At 64.9% G+C, this 24,667-nt stretch carries 22 protein-coding genes; 11 read left to right on the top strand and 11 right to left on the bottom strand.

Translation table 11 applies throughout. From position 1 onward, the window contains the following. Positions 1-41: 41 nt before the first annotated feature. A complete protein-coding gene (gene uvrA, locus I3J27_RS27745; RefSeq protein ID WP_270162058.1) occupies positions 42-2,552 on the top strand; it encodes an excinuclease ABC subunit UvrA in 2,511 nt (836 codons plus the stop codon). Between the two features lie 142 nt (positions 2,553-2,694). Then, the gene (locus I3J27_RS27750; protein ID WP_270162059.1) at positions 2,695-4,005 is read left to right on the top strand and encodes an ABC transporter substrate-binding protein; all 1,311 of its coding nucleotides are present in this window, start codon (positions 2,695-2,697) and stop codon (positions 4,003-4,005) included. Between the two features lie 181 nt (positions 4,006-4,186). Here I3J27_RS27750 and I3J27_RS27755 read toward each other — a convergent pair whose 3' ends face one another. The 4 genes from I3J27_RS27755 to I3J27_RS27770 form a co-directional block, all read right to left on the bottom strand. Then, positions 4,187-5,284 (bottom strand): ISAs1 family transposase, encoded by a 1,098-nt coding sequence (locus tag I3J27_RS27755; RefSeq protein ID WP_270162060.1) that lies wholly within the window; start codon positions 5,282-5,284, stop codon positions 4,187-4,189. 135 nt (positions 5,285-5,419) lie between these two features. Beyond that, positions 5,420-6,589, bottom strand: a complete 1,170-nt coding sequence (locus I3J27_RS27760; RefSeq protein WP_270162061.1) for a Gfo/Idh/MocA family protein — start codon at positions 6,587-6,589, stop codon at positions 5,420-5,422. 43 nt (positions 6,590-6,632) lie between these two features. Beyond that, positions 6,633-6,947: a septal ring lytic transglycosylase RlpA family protein gene (locus tag I3J27_RS27765; protein WP_270162062.1), complete on the bottom strand. Its 315-nt coding sequence runs from the start codon at positions 6,945-6,947 to the stop codon at positions 6,633-6,635. A 103-nt stretch (positions 6,948-7,050) separates the two neighbouring features. Beyond that, positions 7,051-7,896: a CmcJ/NvfI family oxidoreductase gene (locus I3J27_RS27770; RefSeq protein ID WP_270162063.1), complete on the bottom strand. Its 846-nt coding sequence runs from the start codon at positions 7,894-7,896 to the stop codon at positions 7,051-7,053. Positions 7,897-8,518: 622 nt separating this feature from the next. Here I3J27_RS27770 and I3J27_RS27775 point away from each other — a divergent pair. Further along, the gene (locus I3J27_RS27775) at positions 8,519-9,613 is read left to right on the top strand and encodes a catalase family protein (RefSeq protein ID WP_270162064.1); all 1,095 of its coding nucleotides are present in this window, start codon (positions 8,519-8,521) and stop codon (positions 9,611-9,613) included. A 6-nt stretch (positions 9,614-9,619) separates the two neighbouring features. On the opposite strand, the gene I3J27_RS27780 is transcribed toward I3J27_RS27775, so the two are convergent. After that, positions 9,620-12,691 (bottom strand): ATP-binding protein, encoded by a 3,072-nt coding sequence (locus tag I3J27_RS27780; protein WP_270162065.1) that lies wholly within the window; start codon positions 12,689-12,691, stop codon positions 9,620-9,622. A gap of 202 nt (positions 12,692-12,893) precedes the next feature. Between I3J27_RS27780 and I3J27_RS27785 the strand changes: the two genes are divergently transcribed. Continuing rightward, a complete protein-coding gene (locus tag I3J27_RS27785; RefSeq protein ID WP_270162066.1) occupies positions 12,894-13,073 on the top strand; it encodes a hypothetical protein in 180 nt (59 codons plus the stop codon). 226 nt (positions 13,074-13,299) lie between these two features. Here I3J27_RS27785 and I3J27_RS27790 read toward each other — a convergent pair whose 3' ends face one another. After that, positions 13,300-13,731, bottom strand: a complete 432-nt coding sequence (locus I3J27_RS27790) for a hypothetical protein (protein ID WP_270162067.1) — start codon at positions 13,729-13,731, stop codon at positions 13,300-13,302. 340 nt (positions 13,732-14,071) lie between these two features. Here I3J27_RS27790 and glgC point away from each other — a divergent pair, with 340 nt between their 5' ends. From glgC to I3J27_RS27805, 3 genes are read left to right on the top strand one after another with little or no spacing between them, the layout of a single operon-like run. Beyond that, the gene (glgC, locus tag I3J27_RS27795) at positions 14,072-15,334 is read left to right on the top strand and encodes a glucose-1-phosphate adenylyltransferase (RefSeq protein ID WP_270162068.1); all 1,263 of its coding nucleotides are present in this window, start codon (positions 14,072-14,074) and stop codon (positions 15,332-15,334) included. Next, the gene (glgA, locus tag I3J27_RS27800; RefSeq protein ID WP_270162069.1) at positions 15,331-16,791 is read left to right on the top strand and encodes a glycogen synthase GlgA; all 1,461 of its coding nucleotides are present in this window, start codon (positions 15,331-15,333) and stop codon (positions 16,789-16,791) included. The genes glgC and glgA overlap by 4 nt, the downstream gene beginning before the upstream one ends. A 30-nt stretch (positions 16,792-16,821) precedes the next feature. Beyond that, positions 16,822-17,082, top strand: a complete 261-nt coding sequence (locus I3J27_RS27805) for a SemiSWEET transporter (protein ID WP_270162070.1) — start codon at positions 16,822-16,824, stop codon at positions 17,080-17,082. A gap of 45 nt (positions 17,083-17,127) precedes the next feature. Here I3J27_RS27805 and I3J27_RS27810 read toward each other — a convergent pair whose 3' ends face one another. Further along, positions 17,128-17,922 (bottom strand): DODA-type extradiol aromatic ring-opening family dioxygenase, encoded by a 795-nt coding sequence (locus tag I3J27_RS27810; RefSeq protein WP_270162071.1) that lies wholly within the window; start codon positions 17,920-17,922, stop codon positions 17,128-17,130. Between the two features lie 159 nt (positions 17,923-18,081). Here I3J27_RS27810 and I3J27_RS27815 point away from each other — a divergent pair, with 159 nt between their 5' ends. After that, positions 18,082-18,261, top strand: a complete 180-nt coding sequence (locus tag I3J27_RS27815; RefSeq protein WP_270162072.1) for a hypothetical protein — start codon at positions 18,082-18,084, stop codon at positions 18,259-18,261. 15 nt (positions 18,262-18,276) lie between these two features. Here I3J27_RS27815 and I3J27_RS27820 read toward each other — a convergent pair whose 3' ends face one another. Both I3J27_RS27820 and I3J27_RS27825 read right to left on the bottom strand, forming a co-directional pair. Then, entirely contained in the window at positions 18,277-19,737 is a 1,461-nt protein-coding gene (locus I3J27_RS27820; RefSeq protein WP_270162073.1) for a carboxylesterase/lipase family protein, read from the bottom strand. Positions 19,738-19,817: 80 nt separating this feature from the next. Then, a complete protein-coding gene (locus I3J27_RS27825) occupies positions 19,818-20,027 on the bottom strand; it encodes a hypothetical protein (protein WP_270162074.1) in 210 nt (69 codons plus the stop codon). A 227-nt stretch (positions 20,028-20,254) separates the two neighbouring features. Here I3J27_RS27825 and I3J27_RS27830 point away from each other — a divergent pair, with 227 nt between their 5' ends. From I3J27_RS27830 to I3J27_RS27840, 3 genes are all read left to right on the top strand, one after another. Continuing rightward, positions 20,255-22,945, top strand: a complete 2,691-nt coding sequence (locus I3J27_RS27830) for a flavin-containing monooxygenase (protein WP_270162075.1) — start codon at positions 20,255-20,257, stop codon at positions 22,943-22,945. A 135-nt stretch (positions 22,946-23,080) separates the two neighbouring features. Beyond that, positions 23,081-23,353 carry a hypothetical protein gene (locus I3J27_RS27835; protein ID WP_270162077.1) on the top strand — a complete coding sequence of 91 codons (273 nt, stop codon included), beginning with the start codon at positions 23,081-23,083 and terminating at the stop codon, positions 23,351-23,353. Between the two features lie 85 nt (positions 23,354-23,438). Further along, positions 23,439-23,744, top strand: coding sequence for a hypothetical protein (locus I3J27_RS27840; protein ID WP_270162078.1), 306 nt, complete (start codon positions 23,439-23,441; stop codon positions 23,742-23,744). Positions 23,745-23,802: 58 nt separating this feature from the next. Here I3J27_RS27840 and I3J27_RS27845 read toward each other — a convergent pair whose 3' ends face one another. Together I3J27_RS27845 and I3J27_RS27850 are read right to left on the bottom strand one after the other, a co-directional pair. Continuing rightward, the gene (locus tag I3J27_RS27845) at positions 23,803-23,958 is read right to left on the bottom strand and encodes a hypothetical protein (RefSeq protein ID WP_270162079.1); all 156 of its coding nucleotides are present in this window, start codon (positions 23,956-23,958) and stop codon (positions 23,803-23,805) included. 101 nt (positions 23,959-24,059) lie between these two features. After that, positions 24,060-24,578 (bottom strand): septal ring lytic transglycosylase RlpA family protein, encoded by a 519-nt coding sequence (locus tag I3J27_RS27850; RefSeq protein ID WP_270162080.1) that lies wholly within the window; start codon positions 24,576-24,578, stop codon positions 24,060-24,062. Positions 24,579-24,667: the final 89 nt, after the last annotated feature.

Genomic DNA, 24,667 nt, shown 5'->3' on the forward strand with positions numbered 1-24,667 from the left:
AGACATGCTATGCCGCTCCCCCACGGGGCCGGAGGAGCCAGATGGACGATCGACCGAGACAATCCGACAGCCTGATGCAGGACGACGGATTCGTTCATGTCCGGGGCGCGCGCGAGCACAATCTCAAAAACATCGACGTCCGCATTCCCCGCAACGCCCTCGTCGTGTTCACGGGCGTATCGGGCTCCGGAAAATCATCGCTCGCCTTCGGGACGATCTATGCGGAGGCGCAACGACGGTATCTGGAGTCGGTGTCGCCCTACGCGCGGCGCCTCTTCCACCAGATGCAAATCCCCGAAGTCGACGACATCGAGGGCCTGCCGCCCGCCGTCGCGCTACAGCAGCAGCGAGGCGCACCGACGACGCGGTCGTCCGTCGGCAGCGTGACGACCATCTCGAACCTGCTCAGGATGCTCTATTCCCGCGCCGGCGACTATCCGCGGGGACAACAAACGCTCTATGCGGAGTCGTTCTCGCCGAATACACCCGAGGGCGCCTGTCCGACCTGCCACGGCATCGGCCGGATGCTCGACGTGACCGAGAAGTCGATGGTGCCCGATGACACCAAGACGATCCGCGAGCGCGCCATTGCGGCTTGGCCGAGTGCCTGGCAGGGCCAGAATCTCCGCGACATCCTGACGACCCTGGGCTACGACGTCGACAGGCCCTGGCGCGAACTGCCCAGGAAGGAGCGCGACTGGATCCTGTTCACCGAGGAGCAGCCGACCGTCCCGGTCTATGCCGGTTACAATGCGGCCGAAGTCAGACGCGCGCTGCGCCGCAAGGAAGAGCCGAGCTACCAGGGCACGTTCACGGGCGCGAAGCGCTACGTGATGCAGACCTACGCCAAGTCCGAGAGCGCGATGATGAAGCGTCGCGTCGCGCAATTCATGATCACGCAGGACTGTCCGACCTGCCATGGCACGCGGCTGAAGCCCGAGGCGCTCAAGGTCAAGTTCGCCGGCCTCAATATCGCCGAGATGTCGCATCTGCCGCTCAAGCAACTGCACGAGCTGATCAAGCCATTCGCAAGAACATCGACTGACAAGTCAGAGAAAACCGTCGTCGCGCGACGCATCTGCGAGGATCTGTCGGCGCGGTTGGCCGTCATGCTCGATCTCGGCCTCGGCTATCTCGCCTGCGAACGCAGCACGCCGACACTGTCGCCGGGCGAGTTGCAGCGCCTGCGGCTGGCGACCCAGGTCCGGTCGAACCTGTTTGGCGTCGTCTACGTGCTCGACGAGCCATCGGCTGGCCTTCATCCCGCGGACACCGAGGCGCTGTTGCGTGCGCTGGACCGGCTGAAGCGCGCCGGCAATTCGATCTTCGTGGTCGAGCACGAGATCGAGGTGATCAGGCATGCCGACTGGCTTGTCGATGTCGGCCCCGACGCCGGCGACGGCGGTGGACTCGTCCTCTATAGCGGGCCGCCAGAAGGGCTCGGCGACATCGCGCAATCGCGAACCGCCCATTATCTCGCGCATCCGCGCAAGAAGCTGCCGACAGTCCGCCGCGAGCCGAAGGCACATCTGAAGCTCAGGGGTGTGACCCGCAACAATCTGCGCAGCCTCGACGTCGACATCCCCTTGGGCGTCCTCGCCAGCATCACCGGCGTGTCGGGCTCCGGCAAATCGAGCCTGATCAGCCAATTCCTCGTCGACACCGTGGCCGGGCATCTCGGCCACACACTTGCCCCGGATGCCGATGATGACAGCCTGGCCCCCACGATCGAGACGTTGGGCGGCAAGATTGTAGCAGGCCTCGACCTGGTCGATCGCCTCGTCGTGGTGGATCAGAAGCCGATCGGCCGCACGCCGAGATCCAACCTTGCAACGTATACCGGCCTGTTCGACCATGTGCGGAAGCTGTTCGCGGCAACATCGCAGGCCAGGTCGCGCCGTTACGATGCCGGACGCTTCTCGTTCAACGTCGCGAAAGGCCGATGCAGCACCTGCGAGGGCGAAGGGTTCGTCTGCGTCGAGCTTCTGTTCCTGCCCAGCGTGTATGCGCCCTGTCCGACCTGCAAGGGCGCGCGCTACAACGACAAGACGCTCGAAGTGAAGATCGACGGAAACTCCATCGCCGATGTGCTGGCAATGCGCGTCGATGAGGCCCTCGCCTTCTTCCGCGACGATGCAACGCTGAACCGGTCGCTGTCAGTCGTCCGCGAGGTCGGCCTCGGCTATATCCGCCTCGGCCAATCCGCCACCGAACTGTCCGGCGGCGAAGCCCAGCGCATCAAGCTGGCGACTGAGCTGATGCGTCCGCAACGTGGCCACACGCTCTACGTCCTGGACGAGCCGACCACCGGACTTCACCCGCGCGATGTCGAGCGGCTGATCGCCCAGTTGGATCGGATCGTAGATGCCGGCAACAGCGTGGTCGTGGTCGAGCATGACATGGATGTCGTCTCTTACAGCGATTGGATCATCGACCTCGGCCCCGGCGCCGGCGACGAGGGCGGCCACATCGTCGCAGCGGGCACGCCGGATCAGGTCTCGGCGGGCGGCGGCAAGACGGCGCGCTATCTGGCCCGCCGCTTGAAGCAGTAGCGCGCGGTCACGCCACTCATTTCGCATTTGCGTTCGGCCGCGGGAGGATACACCCCGACTTTCGCCATGTTGACTTTCCGCCTCCCCGCTCCCCATACTTCGCAAAAAGCCCAATCAACAAACGGTCTTGAGGGAGGATAGGATGCCGACTTCACGCAGGCAGCTGCTGAAGAGCTCGGCGGCTGCCGCCGCCGCACTCAGCCTCGATTGGACGCGGGCGCAGGCGCAAGCCGAGAATTTGCGCATCGGCCTGATCTACGATCTCACCGGTCCCTTCGCCGCGGGCGGCTCGGTCGCCTCGTCGGTCGGCGCGCAGATCGCCATCGATCTCGTCAACGAGAAGGGCGGCGTCAGTGGCAAGACCAAGATCGTGCCGGTCGCGGCGGACTCGCAGAGCAAGGCCGATGTCGCGATCAACGAGGCCGAGCGGCTGATCAGCCAGGAGAAGATCGACATCATCAACGGCGTCTATTCCAGCGCGCACGCGGTGCCGATGGCGGCGAAGGTCGAGCAGCAGAAGAAGATCCTCTGGATCACGACAGCGGTCTCGACCGCCGTGTTCAAGGACAAAAACCTGCAATACGTGTTTCGCGCGCAGATCCATTCCGACCAGTACGGGCAGGCCTTCGCCGGTTTCCTCGCCGAGCACGCGCAAGGCAAGCTCGGCATGGATCCGAAGGACGTCAAGGTCGCGCTGATCCACGAGGACGGCCCCTATGGCGTCGGCGTCGCCGCCGCCGACGAGGCCTATGCCAAGCAGGCCGGCATCCAGGTGGTGCTGCGCGAGGGCTATTCGGCCTCCGCGCCTGATCTCTCGGTGCTGGTCACGAAGATCAAGCGCGCCAAGGCCGACGTGATCTCGCATGCCGGCTACAATCCCGACATCACCCTGTTCCTGCGCCAGGCCCGCGAGAGCGGCCTGCGCTTCAAGATGCTGTTCGGCGCCGGCGCCGGCTACAGCCAGCTCGACAAGCTGCGCGCCACCTTCGGCCCCGACATCGACAATTTCTGCAACATCGATCCGGTGCCGGCGCAGCTGCTGGATCCGGCCAAGCTCGCGCCGGGTATCGGCGATCTGACCAAGACCATGGTGACGCGCTACCAGGCCAAGACCGGCGCGACCGACGTGCCGCCGCACTGCTCGATGGGGTTCAACCAGACCTGGATTCTGCTCAACAACGTGCTGCCGGTCGCCAAGGAGAAGTACGGCAGCTTCGAGCCCGAAGCCATTCGCAAGGCGGCGCTCGACGTCGACATTCCCGCCGGCGGCACCATCCAGGGCTATGGCGTGAAATTCTTCCCGCCGGGCACGCCGATGTCGGGCCAGAACGAACGCTCGACCCCGGTGGTGATGCAGAACGCCGGCGAGCACATCTCGGTGGTGTGGCCGACCAACATCAGAACGCAGGACCCGGTGTTTCCGCTGCCAAAGGGATCGACTTACGGGGCGTGAGCACGTGCATCGCGGCCTGCGGTTCTTACCCTCCCCTGGAGGGGGAGGGTCGCTACGCATGCAGCGAAGCGGAATGCGTAGCGGGGTGGGGTGATCTCTCAACACGGGCACTGTTCGAATGGAGAGATCACCCTACCCCGCTCGCGCTGCGCGCGATCGACCCTCCCCCTCCAGGGCAGGGCTATCGCATGTGGCCGAGGAGTTCGAAGAAGAAGGCATCGTTCCAGCCGGCCCGCTTGAGCTTGAGACGCAAGGAGATGGTGCTGTCGGGGTGAGCTCTGGCGACGTTGAGGGCAAGTCGCCTGAGGACGGCAAGGTTGGCAGGACCGTTGTCCTTGCGGTTGCGGGCCAGATCCTCGTCGAGGATGACGTCGAGCGGCCAGTGCAGGCCGTTTTCGATGGTCCAATGGGTGCGAACGATGCGCAAAACCTGTGTGCGACTGTAGTTTTGGCTCATCAGGAAGTAGCGCTCGACAGCTTTGTCCTTGCCGCGCTTGCTGGTGATCCGGGCGACAGCTTTGAGGGCGGGAAAGTTATGTTTCTCGGCCATGTCTTTGACGGGCACGACAAGCGCGCTGCGTCTTTCCTTACGCCCATGGTCTGCATCGGCGGTAGCAACCGGCTTCTTCCCCTTGCGCGCCGCTGCGGCAATCGCGGCCTTGGCGTCAGCCAGCAGGGCGGGCTGGTTCTCCTTCACCGCCAGCACGTAGTCGCCGCCCTGCGTCACGATCTGCTTGGCCATCCCTCGGTGACAATGCAGTGCATCGGCCGTCACGACGCAGCCTTTGAGTTGCAAGAGTTCGAGCAGTTGCAAAACGCCGGCGGCTTCGTTGTTGTTCGGCGCCAGAACGTTGGCCAGCGCCATGCGCGTCTGCGCTGCCCACGCCGTCACCATCACCGGCGGCATGTGGCTTTTGCCGCTCTCGTAGCCACGCCGCAGCGCCTTGCCGTCCAACGCGATCACGCCTTGCGGCCGTGCAATCTGCGCGCCTTGAGCGAAGGCTTCCATAAAGCGGCGGAATGCCGCCTCGAATGCTTTTGGATCGAGCATGCGGAACACTCGGCTGAACGTGTCATGGCTCGGCAAGCCATGCTTGAGCACCAGCACGTCCTGCCAAAGATAAGCCTTCAGCCGCGCAAACAGCGCCATGTCGGTGCAACTCGTCGCTCCGCACAACGTCGCCATCAGCGCGATGAACAAAAGCTCCGTCAGGTCGTGCAGCGCATTGTCCGCACGCGGGTCGGGCAGGTCTTCGAAGCACTCCGAAAATCGATCCATCGGTCGCCCTCTCCAACTCCGGGAGCCACCTTCAGAATCGATTTCTCTCCAAATCGCAATGCCTTAGAGCCACATGCGATTCCCCTGCCCTCCAGGGGAGGGTAAGAGAGCGCCGCTTCCGCGAACGCGATAGTCCTACAACACCACCCTCCGCCCCTCCTCCGCCGCCCAGTACCCCGCGTAGTTCACCTTGATCGTCTCATACGCCAGCGCCAGGTCCGACAGCGGCTGGCGGCCCGTCGCGGCGCATTCCATGAAGTCCTGGATCTCCTGCAAATAGCCGCGCGTCCATTCCTCCTCGAGGCAGACATATTGCCAGCCGGTTTTGCGGTCGACCTTTTCGGTGATGTAGACGCTGGCGAGCTTCTCCTCGGAGGTCTGGTAGCTCATCAGATGGTTGTTCGGCGTGATGTTGGCGAACAGCGAGCCGCCTGACGTATAGGTCTCGACCAGGTTGCGCACGCCGCCCATGATCATGTCGCCGGAGAACACGGTGGCCTTGGTGCCGTCCGAGAACGTCGTGGTCAGCGTACCCCAGTCCTCGACGTCGACCGGGTTGGCCTTGATGTAGGTGCGCTCCTCCGGCTTCAGGTTAGCCGTGACATTGCCGACATCGCCGGTGACGCTGGCAACGCGGATGGTCTCGCCGCGCGCCTTCGCCTCGACCTGCTTGAGATAGAGGATCGCCGAGAGCGGATGGCAACCCATCCGGATCAGCGAGCCGCCGCCGGTCATCGCCCATTGCGCGGCATGCGCGGCGTGGGAGCCGGAATGGCTCTCCTCGCCCTTCATGAACAGGATCTTGTCTTTGGTGGCCTTGAGAATCTCCGCGGTCTTGGTCACGGCCGGCGCGTAGATCCAGTCCTCGGCATACATGAACAGTTTTCCGGTGCGCTCGATCGCGGCCCGGGTGGCGTCCATCTCCTCCAGCACGCGCTCATACATCAGCGCCTTCGGCACATGCCTGCCGATCGGCTGCGGGTCGCCGTCACGGCCGAAATAGCCTGCGAACGGCTTCTCGCAGATCACGTGCTTGCCGGCCTGCATGCTGGCGACAATCATCTCGGCATGGAGATTGGGCGGGGTGCAGATGTCGATGACGTCGAGCTCGCGGTCCGCGATCAGATCAGTGAAGCTGCGATAGACGCGCGGAATGCCGTGATGCCCCGCGAATGCGACGACGCGATCGCCGCGCGCGGCCACCGCTGCGACCTCGACGTCAACGCCGTAGACGCGCCGGAACGCATACATGTGCAGCTCCGACACGAAGCCGCAGCCGACGAGTCCCACCCTGATCCTGCTCATAGCGCCCCCTTGCTTTGGGCGGCACTATAGCGTGACGGCAGGCCTATTCCACCGAGACCCGCACCACGCCGGCGCTCATCATGCCGAGCGCGCGGGCGGCGGGGACCGAGAGGTCCACGATCCGGCCGCGGATGAACGGGCCGCGATCGTTGACGCGGCACTGGATCGAGCGCCCGCTGTAGGACACCCTGAGCACGCTGCCGAACGGACGCGTGCGGTGAGCACAGGTCAGCTCGCCGCCTTTACCGGCTTTTCCGTATCCGTAATAGGAGGCGAGCCCGCTCTCGGCGTGTGCAACGGAAAAAGCTGAAAGCGAGAAAGTGGCTATACAAAACAATAGAGTCAGCTGTGCTCGCACGGCACCGCTCCCGTTTGGCCCTACCCGGAGCTGCAAACGTGGATTTGTTCCGCTAAGTTCCCGGAGCACTGCCGGGCGCGCCCGGCAGTGCCATCACACATTGTTACTGTTTGTGAAAGACCAGTGTGCGGACCTCGATGCTTTCGCGCGGCGCGGCATCGGCGGGCGTGGTCGGATCGACGAAGGCAGTATGCGGCCCGAAGCGGGTGCGGCCGTCGGTCGCCGAATCGTAGCATTTGAGCAGCAGCGCCTCGTCCGGCGTCATCTCCGGAAAATAGAACCAGCGATGGTTCGGATTGTACTTCACCGAATAGGTCTCACCGCGACGATTGGGATAGATCAGGTCGGAAGCGACGAGATCATCGGGCGCGACCGTGGTGCCATCCACCACCGCCAGCGGTGAATCCTGCAAGGGCCCGCGGATCGGCCGCCAGAGATTGATCACCTGCACACGGCCCTTCAGCAGCTCCTCGGCCTCGTCAGGCAGATGCTCGCGCACGCGGTTGGCGCCGGAGATGTCGGTCTGATCGACATGAACACGCGTCGCAGGCTGGCGTGGGCCACCGTCGCGGATGTCAGGGGCGCCCTCGACGCGCTTGCGTACAGTGTGGTCGAAGATGACGACGCGGTCAGCCTTCAGCGTTGCGCGCAGGAACGCCTCGACCGCGGGATAGTAGACCGCCTTGATCTCCGCCTCGTTGTAAAAGTCCTTCACCTGGTTCGGATGGCGCACCAGCGCAAAGCCCTCGCGATCGAGCGAGAAATTGTTCGCGATCAGCCGCCCATCGAAGATCGGAACCTGGTGCGGCTCCGGCAGCGAGGTGCTCTTCGGCTCGCCCGGCGGCGGATCGAAAGCATAGGTGCGCGGCTTGCCCGAAACGGGCGCGAGATAGTTGAGTTCGGCAGTGACGAAGGGAAGCGACTCGATTTTTGTTACTTGCAGGCCCATGGCCGGTCTCCCGATGTGGTCGTCTGGTTGATTTTTGCGAGGGCGGGGCGCGGTGCAAGGGAGGTGGCGCAAATAGCAATGTCGGTATTGTTGAGAGGCTGGAACGCAGAAGGAATGTTTCGAGGATGGCTGTCGGATTAGATGGCGCACCTGTGTCTCACGGATGCTTGAACAGCTTGTGAGATCTCGTGCCCCGGACGCAGCGCATCACCACAAGCGCGCTTACGCGCGTCTTCGACGCGCTATCGCACTGGTGGCGGGTTCGATCGGCATCTCGCCACGATCGTGCTCGCGCATTTCACCTGCATGTGCCTGATCGTGTGGCTCTCCCTGTAGACGCAAGCAGAGTCGCCGCGTGCCGGCTCGGACCGCAGCGTCGGAGCCGGCCTTAAGGGAAAGATCAGGACAACATAAGGAGCCCATAAGGACTTGGGAGACACCGTTGGCCTAGCATCGACCCTGTGATCTCGTCGGTAACGGGATGCCTCATTCCACGGCTCGTGCAGGCAACAGCAGCTCGTGCAGATTGCCGATTCGAACCGGGCGGGTTTACAGTGGGAACCGCCCTGCGGCCGTCGACGCTTGCAATGGGAAGGCGACGCGCGGGCTGGAGATCAGCGCCATGTCAGCCGGTCAGTATCTTCGTTATGACCCGTCCGTCGAACAAGTCCGGCCGGAAGAAGCGGAGGCCGTCGAGGCGATCGTTGCCTCGATCTCGCGGACGAGTGCCCGCAGCTTCGCGAAGGACGGGCACGGCACCCGGCAGCAGCACGCCAAGGGCGCCGGTTATCTCCGCGGCGAGCTGATCGTTTACGACGACTTGCCGGATCATCTGCGTCAGGGCCTGTTCAAACAGGCCGGCCACTTCCCGATCATCGTACGGCTCTCGACCGCATTCAACAGGAGCGACCGCGTACGTTCGCCGCGCGGATTTGCCATCAAGATCCTGGGCGTGACCGGACCCAAGGCGCTCGGCGACGACGGCTCGACGAACCAGGATCTCCTGCTCGTCAATCATCCCAGCTATTTTGCGGACGCGATGAGCTATATGCACGCGCAGCACAAGGTCGAGAGCAGCCTGATCCTGCCGGATCTGGCGTACGGACCCATCGGCTTTGTCGCGCGCGTCCTGGTCGCCGCGTCGGACAGGACAGGCATTCCGATCCCGATCGTCTTGAAAGCGCTCGGTGATGCCGGCAGCAACATTCTCGGAGAAACCTTTCACACGGAGGGAGCGCTGCGGTTTGGCGATTATATTGCAAGGCTTCGCCTGGTGCCGATCTCGGCCTCGGTCCGCCGGCTGACCGGCCAGCCCTGCCACGACGCCGATCATGCCGTGCTGGACAACGTCGTTGCCTTCTTCAGGGACAATGCGGCCGAGTACGAACTGTTCGCCCAGCTCTGCACCGACCTGGAGCGGACACCGATCGAAGACGCCTCGATCGATTGGCCCGAGGACGTCGCGCCGCCGCAAGCGCTCGGCAAGATCACGCTTCCGCGCCAGACCGCCGACAGTCCTGCGCGTCGCGTCTATTCCGACGAGGTGCTGTCGTTCGATCCATGGCGATGCCTCGCCGCACATCAGCCGCTCGGCTCGATCATGCGGTTGCGCCGGGACGCTTACCGTGCCTCCCGCACGCTGCGGCAGCAGCAGAATCAATACATCATCAAGCAGCAACCCGGAGAACCGCGACAGATCGCGGACCTGCCGGATTGAGACCGATCATGGTCCCGCAATATCGGGGCCGGCGTCCCGGCCGGCGTCGAAAAAGGATGCCGACCGCAGCGGATCGCCGGGATCGAGCGTCTCGGCCAGCGACGCAATCACCTGGCGGGAGCGGTCCCGCCACTTCGCGGCCCTTTGCGCATGTCCGAGGCTCCCATAGAGCACCGCGACCGTGCGATAGACCTGCCAGGCGGCATGCGGCAGCCTGGCGCGGCGGACGATCGAAATTGCCGTCGCCAAATGTTCGCCGGCGAGTTGCGCATCCTGCTTCAGGATCGCCATTCTTGCCATGACCTCGTGGCACAGCGCGAGAAACGGGCGGTCGGGTGCCGCGCTCGTCACCTCGTGAAACTGGCCGGCCGAACTGCGGGCGCGATCCAGATCGCCGGTCGCGATCCAATAGTCGCAGCAAGTCAGCAGATAGTGGGGAATGACCAGCGACTCCATCGGCACGCGGTCGATCTCCATTCGCCGCTCCATCGCATCGAGATGCTGCCGTGCCCGCGCCAGGTCGCCCATCCTGACATAAGCTCGCGCCAGCAAATTCCTGCCAACGAAGAAGGTGAACGGATTGGCCTCGATCATCCCACCGAGCGCATCCTCCGCACGCCGCGCCGCGCTCCCGTATTCCCCGGCCTCGGAGTACAGCCATCCGATGGTGAGGTGACACAGCGCGATGGCCTGCGGATTTGCATTCCGCTCCGAGATGGCCAACGCGGAGGCGACGTTTCTCTGCGCCCGCCCCCATTCGCCGAGATAGATCTGCGCAAAGGCCTCGACGGCTTCATAGAGCACGAACAGATAGACGTCACCGACCACGCGGGCGAGCTCCTTGCCCCTGGTCGTCGCGTCGCAGCAGGCCGGATAATTCGCGCGCAGGAACTCCAGCACCATCTCCATCGAGCAGCGTCGCAGCCGCATGCTCAGGTCCTGCTCTCCCGTGATCAGTGCCGAGGCCTGCTCGGCAAGGGAGGCGTTCTCGCGGTCCCAGCCGCAGAGCATCAGCTTCAAATTGGCAACGTTCCCCTGGACCAGCGCGCTGAACGCGGCGTCATCGATCGCACGGCTCTTCACGAGGGCCTGTTCGGCGACGGGCAGGCTCTGGCGCCGGTCGACGTAAAGACAAAACCGGCTGAGGTCGACCAGTGCGTTCACCTCTTCGCGCACGTGCCCATTCTCCGCCGCATGCGCGACGACTGCGCTGAGATCCTGCAGGGAATTCAGGAAATCTCCGCTGGCCCGCCAGGCCCAGGCGCGCTGAAGCAGCAACTTCAGACGTGTTGCCACCCGAAACTCCGGCGGCAAATGCGGCACCAGATCCAAGGCCCGGGAGAGATAGCTCGCCGCCTCGCGCGTGCTGAATCGCCGCGCCGAGCCCTCGGCGGCAGCGCCCAGATAGTGCATCGCCTTCAGAAAATCGCGGCCCAGTTCGAAATGGCGGGCGAGCACGGCGGCGATCTCCGGAGCCTGCAGCCCATATCCCTGCTCGAGCCCCGCCCCGAGCAGTGCATGGGTTTTCGCACGGCGCGCGGGCGCGAGCCGCTGGTACAGGATCTCCTGGTAGAGCGCGTGCTGGAACGCGTAACGCCCGGAGACGTCTCCGCTCGGCCACTCCGTCATGCCGTCGACGAGGAGGATGCGATCGGTCCGCGCCAGGTCCTCGCACATCTGCTCGACGTCCAGCACGGAACGGTCGAGGGCGCCTGCGATATGGAGCGCGGAAAACTCCGCACCCGCCGCACTTCCGACTTCGAGCAGGCAGCGCTCGTCCGCAGTGAGATGATCGATCTGCTGCTTGATCATTCCTTCCAGATCGCGCGGCATGCTGTCCTGCGAGGCTGCGTCTTCGCGGACCAGCCGCCAGCCTGCGTCGCTCTCGACGAGCGCGCCCTGCGCCACGAGATGATCGATGAGTGAGGTCACGAACAACGGCTGCCCGCCGGTTCGCGCGAAGATGCGCTGGACCAGCTCCTTGGCGAAATCGGCGGAGTTGAAGCGCAGGGAAAGATAGCGTTCGACGTCGATGTCGGTCAGTCGGTCGAGCGCGAGCTCGGTGGCGTATCCGTGAATCCGCAGGTCCTGGTGAACCGCGCGGACGGGATGTCCGCCCACGGCGACTTCCATCGGCCGATAGGTGGCCAACACGAGGATGGCCGCCTTCCCATCCCGGCGCGCAAGGCGCGAGAGCACATCCACGGTGGCAAAGTCGCTCCAATGCAGGTCTTCCAGCACGATCACCCATGGTCGCCGGGCGGCGAGATGTTCCATGAGATCGGCAAATTCACGCAGCATGCGCTCGCGGGTTGCGCCAAAGACCTCGTGCTGGAATGCGGCCCGGTCTGCTTCGCCGAGGAAGCCGGGCATTTGCGCGAGCCAGGTCGGCGCGTGCTCGCGTATGGAAGCCAGCAGCGATGCTCCATCGGTTCGACGGCAACACTCGTTCAGCGCTCCGATCAGTGGAAGAAAGGCCTCATGGGTGCCGAACAATTCGTTGCAGCCACAGTGCAGCACGCCCAGTCCCTGCCGGTTCATCCTGTCGAGCGTCATTTGCAAGAGGGTGGTCTTGCCGATCCCCGCCTCGCCGGTGATGAAGACGATCTGGCGCTGTCCGGTACGCGCGAGTTGCAGCGCCTTGTCCAGCATCTCGAGGGCCCCGGAGCGCCCGACCCGCCATTGCCGGCGTCGATCGATCGCCTGCTCCGCGGCGGAAGCCCCCTCCACGTCAGCCGCCCGCTCGATCGCACGCAATTCGGCGGTCGCGACCGCCGCAATGAAGCGATAGCCGCGCCGCGGGACCGTCTCGATATAGTTGGGGGACTGCCTGTCGTCGCCGAGTGCCGCGCGGAGCGCGTTGACGGCGACGGCAAGGCTGGACTCGCTGACGTGGAGATCGGACCAGACCGCGTCGAGCAACTCTTCCTTGGTGACGAGCTCACCGGGACGATCGGCCAGACAGCACAGGACCTCGAACGGCTTCGGCGGCAGCGCGACCCGCTCCGCTCCTCGCCACAATAGCGCGTTGGCCCGATCGAGCCGGAATTCACCAAAGGTAAGCGCGTCTCTACGCACGGCTTCCACCTCCGGATATTCCCCGATCTTAAGCGAAAGCTCAGCCAAATGTAAGGACGCGCTAAAGACCTGCGCCTTGCGCCGGCACTAGCATCGCCCTGTTCATGTCTGAGACGCCGGCAAGGTGCCGGACCGACTTTTCATCGTGACGTCATTTCAGTCGACGGGCAGTTGATGCCCGAATTTTGGCAAGGAGTTGGCCATGAGCATTTTGAACCCCCAGGCAATCCCGCATCTCCCAATTGCCATACGCGGTTACGACCTCAGGGTCATCTTGAGCGTCACCGTCCTCAGCCGCCTCTTCCTCGCTGCCATCTATTTTGCGTACGCCGGCCCGAGCCTGTCCGGGACCGACCTCATCAACGCCATCGCGCTGCCATGAGCTCGGGACCGCTTGAATGGTGCATCGGGATCGCGATCATCGCCGCGATCTGCATCGGGATTTTCGCAGCCGCGCATGTCCACATCAGCGTGCCGGATCGGGACTCTCGCCGCGCGCCGCGCGACCGGGCCGCCTGCTTTCAGCGTTCCGCGAGCGGCGCAAACACCGGAGCGCTCTCGCACAGCCGGCACCCCGCTTGATCGGGGTGCCCTGCCGGCGTGTGCGATCACCAATATCCGCGATGATAGGCTCGATATGGCCGATAGTAGCCGTAGCGGGGGCCATAGTACGGGCGGTAGGCCCTGTAGCCGTAATACCGAGGACGCGCGTAATACGGCCCGCCATATCCATAATAGGCCGGCGCGTAGCCGTAGCCGTAGCCCGGATAGCCATAGCCACCGTAGTATGGGCCGCCGCCATAATAGCCATAAGGTCCGCCGCTGGCGATGGCGCCGCCGATGATCGCGCCGGCCGCGAGGCCGCCGAGACCCCATCCCCAACCACCGCCGCGCCAATGCACCTGCGTCACATCATCGCCGGCCGCGGCTTTCATGGTCGCGACGTTCGTGGGCAGCGGGGCGGCCGCCGCCTGCTGAATTTCGCCGGCCGTGACCACGCCGGCCAGCGAACAGGCAATTGCTGTTTTCCAGATCCTCATCGTCTTACTCCCTGTCTGACGTTTCGCTTGGACATGGATCGCATCGCCATGATCGGGCATTATTGCGCGAAGTCAAAGCTTCGAATCCGGCCTCGAATTTGCGTGCACCGCACAAGACGCATGCCTCCGTTTTGTCCAACCGGTGCAGGACGGACGCTGCTGCGCCTTGTGACACCGGCACGACGGCGCCTGTGGCCCGATCACCCGGCAAAGCATTAAGCTTCCCGTGCATTCGCAACCAACAACCACCTTCACGATTTACTATTCGTGCCATTACTATCGGTTCCAATGTGCGCGGCCGGGAGGCTTCTCGCGAGCGCCAGAGTTGTGGGAGGATGACATGAGTGCCGCGAGACCTGAGCCACTTGCCCGTCAGGCGCTGGCGTTCGTCCTAGCCGGCGGACGCGGCAGCCGGCTTCTGGAGCTGACCGACCGGCGCGCCAAGCCCGCCGTCTATTTCGGCGGCAAGTCCCGGATCATCGATTTCGCGCTGTCGAACGCGGTGAATTCAGGCATCCGCCGCATCGCGGTCGCGACCCAGTACAAGGCGCACAGCCTGATCCGGCATCTGCAGATGGGCTGGAACTTCTTCCGCCCCGAGCGCAACGAGAGCTTCGACATCCTCCCCGCAAGTCAGCGCGTCTCGGAGAGCATGTGGTATGTCGGCACGGCGGATGCGGTCTACCAGAACATCGACATCATCGAATCCCATGCCTGCCGCTTCATCGTCGTGCTCGCGGGCGACCATATCTATAAAATGGACTACGAGGTGATGCTGCGCCAGCACGTCGAGAGCGGCGCCGACGTGACGGTCGGGTGCCTGGAGATGCCGCGCGCCGAATCCTCGGGTTTCGGCATCATGCATATCGACGAGAACGGCTGGATCAAGTCGTTCCTGGAGAAGCCGAAAGATCCGCCGCCGATGCCGGGCAAGCCCGACGTCTCGCTCGCCAGCATGGGCATCTACGTGTTCAACGCGAAGTTCCTGTTCGACGAGCTCAAGCGCGATGCCGAGGATCCCCACTCCAACCACGATTTCGGCAAGGACATCATCCCCTACCTTGTCAAGAACGGCCGCGCCATCGCGCACCAGTACTCGACCTCCTGCGTCCGTTCCGGCAGTGACCCGCGCGCCTATTGGCGCGACGTCGGGACGGTCGATGCCTATTGGGCCGCCAACATCGATCTCACCGACGTGGTGCCGGAACTCGACCTGTTCGACAGCGCCTGGCCGATCTGGTCCTATGCCGAGATCACGCCGCCGGCCAAATTCGTCCACGACGAGGACAGCCGCCGCGGCCAGGCCGTGAGCTCGCTGGTCTCGGGCGGCTGCATCATCTCCGGCGCGGCGCTGCGCCGCTCGCTGCTGTTCACCGGCGTGCGCGTCAATTCCTACGCCAATGTCGAGAACGCCGTGATCATGCCTTACGTGAACGTCGGCCGCGGGGCGCGCTTGAAGAACGTCGTGATCGACCGAGGCGTCGAGATCCCGGAAGGGCTGGTCGTCGGCGAGGATCCCGAGTTCGACGCGAAGCGCTTCCGCACCACCGAGCAGGGCATTTCGCTCATCACCCAGACGATGCTGGACAGGCTCAATACATGACGCCTGTTCGCGTCCTCGCGGTCGTCTCTGAAGTCTATCCCATCGTCAAGACCGGCGGCCTCGCGGATGTCGCCGGCGCGCTGCCGCTCGCGCTGAAGGGGCATGGCGTCGAGATGCGCACCTTGATGCCGGGCTATCCCGACGTGATGCGGTTGCTCTCCGGCGCCGACGAAATCCGGCGCTGGCCGGATTATTTCGGCGGCCCCGGACGCCTGCTCGCGGGCTCGCATGACGGGCTCGATCTGTTCGTGCTCGACGTTCCGCATCTCTATGCACGGCCGGGCAACCCCTACGTCACCGCCGAGGGTGTCGACTGGCCGGACAACGGCATCCGCTTTGCCGCGCTGTCGCGCATCGCCGCCGATATTGGCCACGGCCTCGTTCCGGCGTTCGTGCCCGATGTCGTGCACGCCCATGACTGGCAGGCGGGGCTCGCGCCGGCGTATCTGCACTATGATGGCCGGCCGCGGCCCGGCACCGTGATGACCATCCACAACATGGCCTATCAGGGCAAGTTCGCGTCCGAGCTGATCGGATCGATCGGCCTGCCCTGGTCTTCCTTCAGCGTCAACGAGATCGAATATTTCGGCGGCATCAGCTTTTTGAAGGCCGGCCTGCAATTCGCCGACCGTATCACCACGGTGTCGCCGACCTATGCGCAGGAAATCCAGAGCGACGAAGGCGGCATGGGATTCGGTGGCTTGCTTCGTGCGCGTGCAAGCGTGCTGAGCGGCATCCTCAACGGCATCGATATCGAGGTGTGGAATCCGCAAACCGATCCGCACATCGCCTACCGCTTCGGCGCGGAGGACCTGACGTTCCGGGCTGCGAACAAGGCGGTGCTTCAGCAGCAGTTCAATCTCGATTCCTCGGACGAGGCGCCGCTGCTCGGCGTCATCAGCCGCCTGTCCTGGCAGAAGGGGCTCGATCTCCTGCTCGAAGCCATTCCGACCATTTTGGGCGAAGGCATGCAGCTCGCGCTGCTCGGCAGCGGCGACCGCGATCTCCAGGATCGCTATCAGGCCGCCGCGCGCGCGAATCCCGGCCGCATCGGGGTCATGGTCGGCTATGACGAGGTGCTGGCCCATCTGGTCCAGGCCGGCTCGGACGCGCTGATCGTGCCGTCGCGCTTCGAGCCATGCGGGCTGACGCAGCTCTGCGCGCTGCGCTACGGCGCCGTCCCGATCGTCGCGCGCGTCGGCGGCCTCGAGGATACCATCGTCGATATCGGCGGGGCCGACACATCGCACCACGATGCCACCGGATTCAAGTTCGCCCCCGTCACGGCGGATGCCCTCGCCGGCACGCTGCGCAAGGCCAACACCGCCTTCCACGACAAGGTGACGTGGCGCCGGCTGCAAAGAAGCGGTCTTGCGACCGACGTCTCCTGGCGCAACCGCGCCGGCGACTATGCCGCGCTCTATCGCGATCTCATGGCGGCGCGCCACCCGGCATGACCGACGTCGAATCCATGCTATAGAGCCGGCATGGAACCCCTCGTCATCAAGCTGATCGGCTTTGCTGCCGCCACCTGCACCACCGTGGCCTACGCGCCGCAAGTCATCAAGGTGTGGAAGACCCGTTCGGCGCGCGACATCTCGCTCGGCATGTTCCTGATCATGGTGCTGGGCCTGGCGCTCTGGCTGGTCTACGGCCTGCTCTCCGGCGACGCCCCGCTGGTCGCCGCCAACGCCGTCACCATGGTGCTCGCCGGCGGCATCCTGTTCATGAAGCTGAAATACGGATGAGGCTTTCTTCGCCTCTCCCGCGTGCGGGAGAGGGAGAAGAGATCATCATCCAAACACATACGACGCCATCGCCACGTTGGCGACCTCGTCGACGAAGACGCGTTTGCCGACGTCGCTGCCGGCGGCACCGGCGGCCACCATCAGGGGCAGCAGATGGTCTTCACGGGGATGCGCCAGGCGCGCGCTCGGGGCGTTCTCCCAGTCGACCAGCATCGCGTTGCGGCGCGCCGCATCCGGATTGCCGATCGCCTCGTTCAGATAGGACTCGAAATCATACGACACCGGCTTGGACTCGGGCCGATTGAAGCCGCGCATGTTGTGATAGGTGAGCCCGCTGCCGACGATCAGGATGCCCTCATCCCGGAGCGGCGCGATCGCCTGCCCGACCTTGATGTGCTCGGCCGCGTCGTAGCTCGACTTCAGCGACAGCAGCACGATCGGCATGTCGGCGTTCGGATACATCAGGCCGAGCGGCACGAAGGTGCCGTGATCGAAACCCTGATTGGCGTCCTCCCGGCAATCGAGGCCCGCGTGCTTGAGCAGCGCCTTCACCTCCATCGCGAGCTCGGGCTTGCCCGGCGCCGGATATTTGAGGTGGTAGGTATGCTCGGGGAAACCGTAATAGTCGTACACCATCGGCGGCTGCGCCGAGGTGGAGACGGTGAAAGCGTCGGCCTCCCAATGACCTGAGATGACGAGCACGGCCTTCGGCCTCGCGGGGAGAAGCTGCGGCAGCCGACCAAACTCCTCGGCGGTCCTGGCATATTGCACCCGCCGGTCCTCCATGAACGGCCAGGGACCACCGCCATGCGACAGGAAGAGGGTCGGGAATCGCGTCATGGATGCGAGCTCGGCTCAAAGACAACATGCGCGTGCGAACGGCCCGCGCCAACGGCCGCGAGCATAGGCAAACCGGCATGGTTAGCAAGTCGTTAACGATTTGCCGCCCAAAATCGCGGCGGGCCGAAGGAATCGGCCTGAAGACAAGTGAGACGTGAGATGAAGAAGTTTGCGCTGGGGGATGTCGTCAACAGTGACAAGGGCCGCCGCGGCGTCGTTCGCGCCGCCTACAGGTCGAAGGACGGCCAGCAGTTCTACGCCGTCGAGAAGGATGGCGCGATGGACTATCTCGAAGAAGACCGGCTGAGCCCGGCGCCCCGGGTCGAGCTCGCGGCCTAAATCCAACTCATTTTTCTAACGCGCGAGGCGGTCGAGACGCTCCATCCAGGGGTCGTCTCCGCTCGCGATGCGATCGTTCGTGATCAGCAGCAGCCGATCGCGGTCTGCGGCCGCGTCCCAACGCGGCAAGTCAGGGCCGTTGGGATCGCCGCTCCTTGCAAAGTTGATCCAGTAAGCGCGCATGCGGCTTCCGACCTCGCGATCCCCTCGCGAGAATATTCCCGCACCGGGCACGCCTTCCGCGCCGAAGATGAACTGCAATTCGCGCCCGTGGCCTTCGTCGGGGTTTTGGCGCCGGGCTTGGGGCACGTAGGCGAAGCGATAGCGAAACGTCGGTGCGCCGGTGGCCGCATGGAGGCGGGCGAGCAATCTGACCGGCTCGGAGAAGACCTTGTCGGTATGGAATTTGGCTGCGCGCTCCCACGGCCTCGCGATGTCGGGATAAAGCCTGCGCAGCTCGTCGCTGCTCTCGCCCGAGGACGCCAGCGTCTCCTTGATCTCCGGCTCGCCATCGAAACGCGTCTCGTCGTCATTGGAGCCGATGATGAGGGGAATGCGGCTCTCGTGCCTCGCCGCAAATCCCGCTGCCACGTCCTCCGTCACCAGGCGTCCATCCATCGCCGGCGCGAAGCTGCGTGCGGATGTGGCGAGCAGGCCTTGTTCGGCAGCAAGCAGCCGCGCCGGCGCAGCGACGCGCCAATCCGCCTCCGGCCCAAGCGCCGCCCCAAATTGCCGGCCCACGGCCTCCGCCTCCTGCGCTGAGCGCAGGCGGGCGCGGCCGGGCAGCGATTGCAGAATGGCTTTCTGGAACAGATCGCGCGATTGCGCGCACAGCATCAGAAGCGCGATCGACGTCGCGCCCGCGCCGCTCCCGAACAGGGTGACGTTGCCTGGATCGCCGCCGAAGGCCGCGACGTTGTCATGCACCCAATGCAGCGCCGCGATCTGGTCCATCAGGCCGTAATTGCCGGAGCCGCCTTCCGACAGCGCCGGATGCGTCAGCCAGCCGAGCGCACCGAGGCGATAATTGACGGTCACCACGATGAGGCCCGCCTGCGCGAGCTTTGCACCGTCGAACAGCGGATCATTCGCGGTGCCACTGACGAAGCCGCCGCCATGGATGAACACCATCACCGGCAGCGGGCCGTCGACCCCGAAGGGGCGGAAGACGTTGAGCGTGAGGCAATCCTCGCTCGTATCGGGCCGCGACGGCTGAAGGCACGGCGCACCATATTCATAGGCGGTGCGCATCTCGGAATTCTCTTCCGTTGCCTGCGGTGGGCGCCAGCGCAGCGGGCCGACCGGCGCTGCCGCGTAGGCCAGCGCCTTGAACGACGCCACCTCGCCCTCGACGGCGCCGAGCATCTGCCCCTCGCGCGTCAGCGCGAACGGGAACTGTCCGACCGCCTGCGCGACGGCCGCACCGTCGCAGCAAAAGAGTGAGCAGGCCACAGCGAGCGCAAGCAGGGACCGCATCTTGGGGATCTCGATGCGCGAAAAGGTTCCCGGCAGGTTACGTCTGCGGCCCTCGACGAAGCAAGCTCCGCGGCACCAGGCTAACCGCCCTTGGCGATGATGTCCGCCAATGCGCGGCGAGCGACGATGCCGAGCTCCCCAAGCGTGGAGTGCCCCGACTGCGCCGCCTCGATCAGGCGCTCGGCGATGAATTTGCGGCTGTCATGATCGCCGCCGTGCGGCAATTGGCGGCACGTCTCTTCCAGGACGACGTCCATGTTCGCTTTCGTCCGCTCACTCAACTCGGTCATGACGCCCTGGGTACGCGTGGCTTGTAAGCGCAAGCATACACAGAAGGATGTGGTCTGATTACCCCGGAGAATCCCGGCGATTGTGCATCGCGGCGCGTGTATCGCCACCACCTTCGCGCGGCCACGATGGCGTCGCCAACGACCACCAAAGATTGCACTTGCCCTGATGACAAGCTGAACCTGCAGCGATAGCCTGCCGGCAAAACAAGATACACGGGAGGAATGCCATGCCTGACGCAATGGTCGCCACACGTGAGTCCGAAGCGGCGAGTGGAACCGCCCAGCAGGTCGATGTCGCGGTGGTCGGCGCCGGCTTTGCCGGCCTCTATCTCCTGCATCGCCTGCGCAAGGCCGGCTTCAAGGCGATCGCCCTCGACGAGGCCGGCGATGTCGGCGGCACCTGGTACTGGAACCGCTATCCCGGCGCGCGGTGCGATATCCAGACCATCGACTACAGCTACACCTTCGATCCGGAGCTCGAGACGGCCTGGACCTGGTCGGAGAAATACGCGACCCAGCCCGAGATCCTGCGCTATCTCGGCTTCGTCGCCGACCGCTATGACCTCAGGCGCGACATTCGCTTCAACACCAAGGTCAGGGCAGCCACATGGGACGAAACGACGGAGCGCTGGCAGCTCACCACTGACAATGGCGCGCACGTCTCCTGCCGCCATTACATCATGGCCACGGGCTGCCTCTCGGCGCCGAAGCCGCCGGAGATCGACGGCGTCAAGGATTTTGAGGGTAAGGTCTACTTCACCGGACGCTGGCCGCATGACGGCGTCGACTTCGCCGGCAAGCGCGTCGCCGTGATCGGCACGGGCTCGTCAGCGATCCAGTCGATCCCGCTGATCGCCGAGCAGGCCGCGCATCTGACCGTATTCCAGCGCACACCGAATTTCGCGCTGCCGGCGCATAATGGCCCGGCGCCGTCCGATCGCATGGACCTTTTCCAGAGCGACCGTGCCGCCTATCGCGAGCAGGCGCGTCAGTCGATGGCCGGCGTGCCCTATCCGCAGCAAACCGTCGTGAGCTGGCAATTGAGCGATGCCGAGCGTCGCGAGCGGTTCGAACGTGCCTGGGCAGCCGGCGACCTCGTCCACATCCTGACGCAGCTCTGGGCCGACCAGGCCGTGGATGTCGACGGCAACAGGATCGTCCAGGACCTGATCCGCGAGAAGATCCGCGCCGCCGTCAAGGATCCCGAGACCGCCGCGGCACTCACGCCGCACGATCATCCGTTCGGCGCCAAGCGCCCCTGCCTCGATACCAATTACTACGCGACCTACAACCGGCCGAACGTCACGCTGGTCAATCTGCGCCAGGAACCGATCAAGGCAATTACGGCGGGCGGCATCACGACGGCCAAGCGCAATGTCGACGTCGACGTGATCGTGTTCGCGACCGGCTTCGACGCCATGACCGGCGCGATCCGCGCCGTGCATCCGATCACGGGGCGTAGCGGCAAGTCGCTCACCGATGTCTGGGCGCAGGGGCCGCAAACCTATCTCGGCCTCACGGTCGAAGGCTTCCCGAACTTCTTCATGATCACCGGACCCGGCAGTCCGTCGGTGCTGTCGAACATGGCGGTGTCGATCGAGCAGCATGTCGACTGGGTCGTCGATCGCCTCAAAGCGTTGCGCGACGCCGGCTTCACCACGATCGAGCCGACCGAGACGGCGCAGGCCGGCTGGGGCCGGCACATGGCCGACTGCTCGATGGTGACGCTGCACCGGCTCGCCAACACCTGGTACACAGGCGCGAACGTGCCCGGCAAGGTGCAGGGCCTGATGCCCTATACCGGCGGCGTCGGCCCCTATCGCAGCATCTGCGACGAGGTCACGAGCCGCGGCATGCTCGGCTTCAAGCTGACCGGACCGAATGGCGCCGCGCAAAGCAATGACGGCGAGGTGGTGAAGTTGCAGCCGGACGTGCGGCTGGTGCTGAACCTGCTCGCGTCGCTGAATCTGCCGCCGATCGAGTCGATGGGCGCACTCGGTGCGCGCGCCTTCGTCGACGAGTTCAACAAGGGCCGGCCTGCGGGACGGCCGATCGGCGACATCGTCGACGGCACCCTGCCCGGCGCCGACGGGCCGCTGCCGTATCGCGTCTACAAGCCGGCAACGCCGGGGCCGCATCCGGTCGTGGTCTATTTCCACGGCGGCGGCTGGGTGCTCGGCGACGAGCAGTCGGACGAGCCGTTCTGCCGCGACATGGTACGGCGGACCGGGATGATCTTCGTCAGCGTCGGCTATCGCCACGCGCCGGAGCATCGCTTCCCGACCGCGGCCGAAGATGGCTATGCGGCAGCGCGCTGGATCGCCGAGCACGCGACCGAGCTCGGCGGCAAGCCGGGCCCGGTGCTGGTTGCCGGCTGGAGCGCCGGCGGCAACATCGCCGCCGTCACCTGCCAGCTCGCGCGCGACCGCGGCGGGCCGGAGATCGCCGGCCAGCTGCTGGTGTGCCCGGTGACGGACTGCACGTTCGACCGGCCCTCCTACAACGACAATGCCACAGGCTACTTCCTGACGCGCTCGCTGATGTACTGGTTCTGGGACCTCTACTGCTCGCCGGCCGACCGCACCGATCCGCGGGTCTCGCCGCTGCGCGGCAAGGTCGCGGGCCTGCCGCCGGCCTTCGTCGTCACCTGCGAGTTCGATCCGTTGCGCGACGAAGGCATCGCCTACGCCGAGGCGATGGCCGCCGCCGGCGTCCCGGTCGAGCAGCTCAAGGCACGCGGCCATTTCCACTCGTCCTTTGCGATGGTCGACGTGATCATCACCGGCGTGCCGGGCCGGGTGCAGATGGCCGAAGCCCTGCGGCGCTTCGCCGGGCTTCCGCCGCAGGTCAGCCGCGGCGACGAGCACGGCCACGGCGATGCCAGCCCGGGGCACAAGATCGCCGCGGCCGCGAGCTGAATGGGGCGCCAAGGCGGCCGGGAACCTTTTTCCGGCGGCTGCGTTGAGTGCTCGTGGCATTGAGATGCAGCGATTAGGTGTAGGCCCCGGCGCGCAAATCCGCGTGCTGGGGTATTTTTTGCGTGAGGCGAGACGATGGGGGACGTGGTTGCGGATTCAAAGGTCGATTTCGGCGCGCTTGCGGCCTTGTACAAATGGCCATCACTCGCAAACCAGCGTCGCCCGGATAGCACGCCGTATCAGGTGATCGAGGGCACGCTGGACGAATGCATTTCCGCTTTCACGGCGAAGCCGGCGGCGACCCGGCACCTCTATGAGATTCGGACGATTGCGCAGCCGCCGCTGGTGACGGATATCCTCTCGCCCGAGCACGTCATCGAGCTCTCGCGCCTGAGGGAATTTCTCTGACGGCCTTCACAAGCGCGCGAGCAGGAACCTTCTTCCGGTTTTTCCCGTTGTCAGGGATCGGAAGCCAAGACGTGAGCGCCTCAAGATGCCTGAAGCCGGTAGACCATCCGCGGTCGTGCCCTATGGCGCAGACCAGACCCTGTTCGTGGTGATCGATCGCCGTGCCGAGGCGACTGAAATCCGCATCGAGCGGAGCGATCTCGAAGCCACCATCGGCGAGCTCGTCGCCGGCTGCTTCAACGATCCCATCAAGGTGATCTCGTTCAACACGCTCGAGCACTGGATGAAGGACATCTCGACCGATGTTGCCGGCGAGATCAAGGCGCGTTGCGACATCGACGGCGTGACGCTACCCGACTATCTCAGCGATTTCGTCGAAAGCCATAGTTGAGCACACATCGCTGCGCTTTCCCGCGTCACGGCGCGGAGCAATCGGCGTGGAGCCTGGGTCAGGCGCGCCGGTGTTTGCCGCCGATAACCTCGATCTCGCGGCGGCGCTCGCCGGCAAAGGTCAGGAGCTTTTCGATCGTCAGCGTATCCGTGATCCGTTTGGCGAGCCGCTCGGCGCGCGCGGCCTGATCTTCGAGATACTGGATCGTGTTCAAACGCCGCCTCCCCCAAAAGCCCCGAATTGTTCGGGCAGCCATGGTGCTTGAGGAGCGGCTAACAGCCGGTTAAGCGGCGGCATCGGATCGATCAATCGCAGCTATCGCACCACGTCGAGCCGGACGCTGGCGAGGCCCTTGTCGACCATGCCGAGGGCCTCGGCCGCGGAGGGCGAGATGTCGACGACGCGCCCACGCACATAAGGCCCGCGATCGTTGACCCTGACCGTGACGAAGCGGCCGGAGGAGACATCGGTGACGCGCAGCTTGGTGCCGAACGGCAGGCTCGGATGGGCCGCAGTCAATTCGTTCTTGTCGAACTTCTCGCCGCTTGCGGTCTCCGTGTCCGAATAGAAGCTGGCAACGCCGTGCGAGGCGGTCTGCTTTGCGTTACTGTCGGGCATGCGCGCCCGGCTGATCGGCCGCGGATGCAGCGCCGCCACCCTGTGGGGCCGCTCCACCGCAGCCTGGCGGCTGGTCGCCCCGAGGTCCGCCTTCTGGCGGCCGACCGGCGACTGTGCGCACGCGGCGAGCGAAGCGGCAGCGGCGACGGCGAGCAGCAACCGGCTCGAGGTTGCCAGCGAAATCCGGGCAGTTTCGGCATTTGCAAAGCAAGACATGATGCGCCCTCCGAACAATCCCAAGTTTCGGTGGGCAATCGGGGCAGAACCTTGGCTGAAGGAAAGCGGGGTTAGGGCCGCAGCCGTTT

The organism is Bradyrhizobium xenonodulans (genome assembly GCF_027594865.1).
Taxonomy (GTDB): Bacteria; Pseudomonadota; Alphaproteobacteria; order Rhizobiales; family Xanthobacteraceae; genus Bradyrhizobium; species Bradyrhizobium xenonodulans.

What these genes read in the sequence shown, in the direction of transcription:
- uvrA (WP_270162058.1), top strand. Translation starts at nt 42, where the DNA reads ATGGACGATCGACCGAGACAATCCGACAGCCTGATGCAGGACGACGGA.
- I3J27_RS27750 (WP_270162059.1), top strand. Translation starts at nt 2,695, where the DNA reads ATGCCGACTTCACGCAGGCAGCTGCTGAAGAGCTCGGCGGCTGCCGCC.
- I3J27_RS27755 (WP_270162060.1), bottom strand. Translation starts at nt 5,284, where the DNA reads ATGGATCGATTTTCGGAGTGCTTCGAAGACCTGCCCGACCCGCGTGCG.
- I3J27_RS27760 (WP_270162061.1), bottom strand. Translation starts at nt 6,589, where the DNA reads ATGAGCAGGATCAGGGTGGGACTCGTCGGCTGCGGCTTCGTGTCGGAG.
- I3J27_RS27770 (WP_270162063.1), bottom strand. Translation starts at nt 7,896, where the DNA reads ATGGGCCTGCAAGTAACAAAAATCGAGTCGCTTCCCTTCGTCACTGCC.
- I3J27_RS27775 (WP_270162064.1), top strand. Translation starts at nt 8,519, where the DNA reads ATGTCAGCCGGTCAGTATCTTCGTTATGACCCGTCCGTCGAACAAGTC.
- I3J27_RS27785 (WP_270162066.1), top strand. Translation starts at nt 12,894, where the DNA reads ATGAGCATTTTGAACCCCCAGGCAATCCCGCATCTCCCAATTGCCATA.
- I3J27_RS27790 (WP_270162067.1), bottom strand. Translation starts at nt 13,731, where the DNA reads ATGAGGATCTGGAAAACAGCAATTGCCTGTTCGCTGGCCGGCGTGGTC.
- glgC (WP_270162068.1), top strand. Translation starts at nt 14,072, where the DNA reads ATGAGTGCCGCGAGACCTGAGCCACTTGCCCGTCAGGCGCTGGCGTTC.
- glgA (WP_270162069.1), top strand. Translation starts at nt 15,331, where the DNA reads ATGACGCCTGTTCGCGTCCTCGCGGTCGTCTCTGAAGTCTATCCCATC.
- I3J27_RS27805 (WP_270162070.1), top strand. Translation starts at nt 16,822, where the DNA reads ATGGAACCCCTCGTCATCAAGCTGATCGGCTTTGCTGCCGCCACCTGC.
- I3J27_RS27810 (WP_270162071.1), bottom strand. Translation starts at nt 17,922, where the DNA reads ATGACGCGATTCCCGACCCTCTTCCTGTCGCATGGCGGTGGTCCCTGG.
- I3J27_RS27815 (WP_270162072.1), top strand. Translation starts at nt 18,082, where the DNA reads ATGAAGAAGTTTGCGCTGGGGGATGTCGTCAACAGTGACAAGGGCCGC.
- I3J27_RS27820 (WP_270162073.1), bottom strand. Translation starts at nt 19,737, where the DNA reads ATGCGGTCCCTGCTTGCGCTCGCTGTGGCCTGCTCACTCTTTTGCTGC.
- I3J27_RS27825 (WP_270162074.1), bottom strand. Translation starts at nt 20,027, where the DNA reads ATGACCGAGTTGAGTGAGCGGACGAAAGCGAACATGGACGTCGTCCTG.
- I3J27_RS27830 (WP_270162075.1), top strand. Translation starts at nt 20,255, where the DNA reads ATGCCTGACGCAATGGTCGCCACACGTGAGTCCGAAGCGGCGAGTGGA.
- I3J27_RS27835 (WP_270162077.1), top strand. Translation starts at nt 23,081, where the DNA reads ATGGGGGACGTGGTTGCGGATTCAAAGGTCGATTTCGGCGCGCTTGCG.
- I3J27_RS27840 (WP_270162078.1), top strand. Translation starts at nt 23,439, where the DNA reads ATGCCTGAAGCCGGTAGACCATCCGCGGTCGTGCCCTATGGCGCAGAC.
- I3J27_RS27850 (WP_270162080.1), bottom strand. Translation starts at nt 24,578, where the DNA reads ATGTCTTGCTTTGCAAATGCCGAAACTGCCCGGATTTCGCTGGCAACC.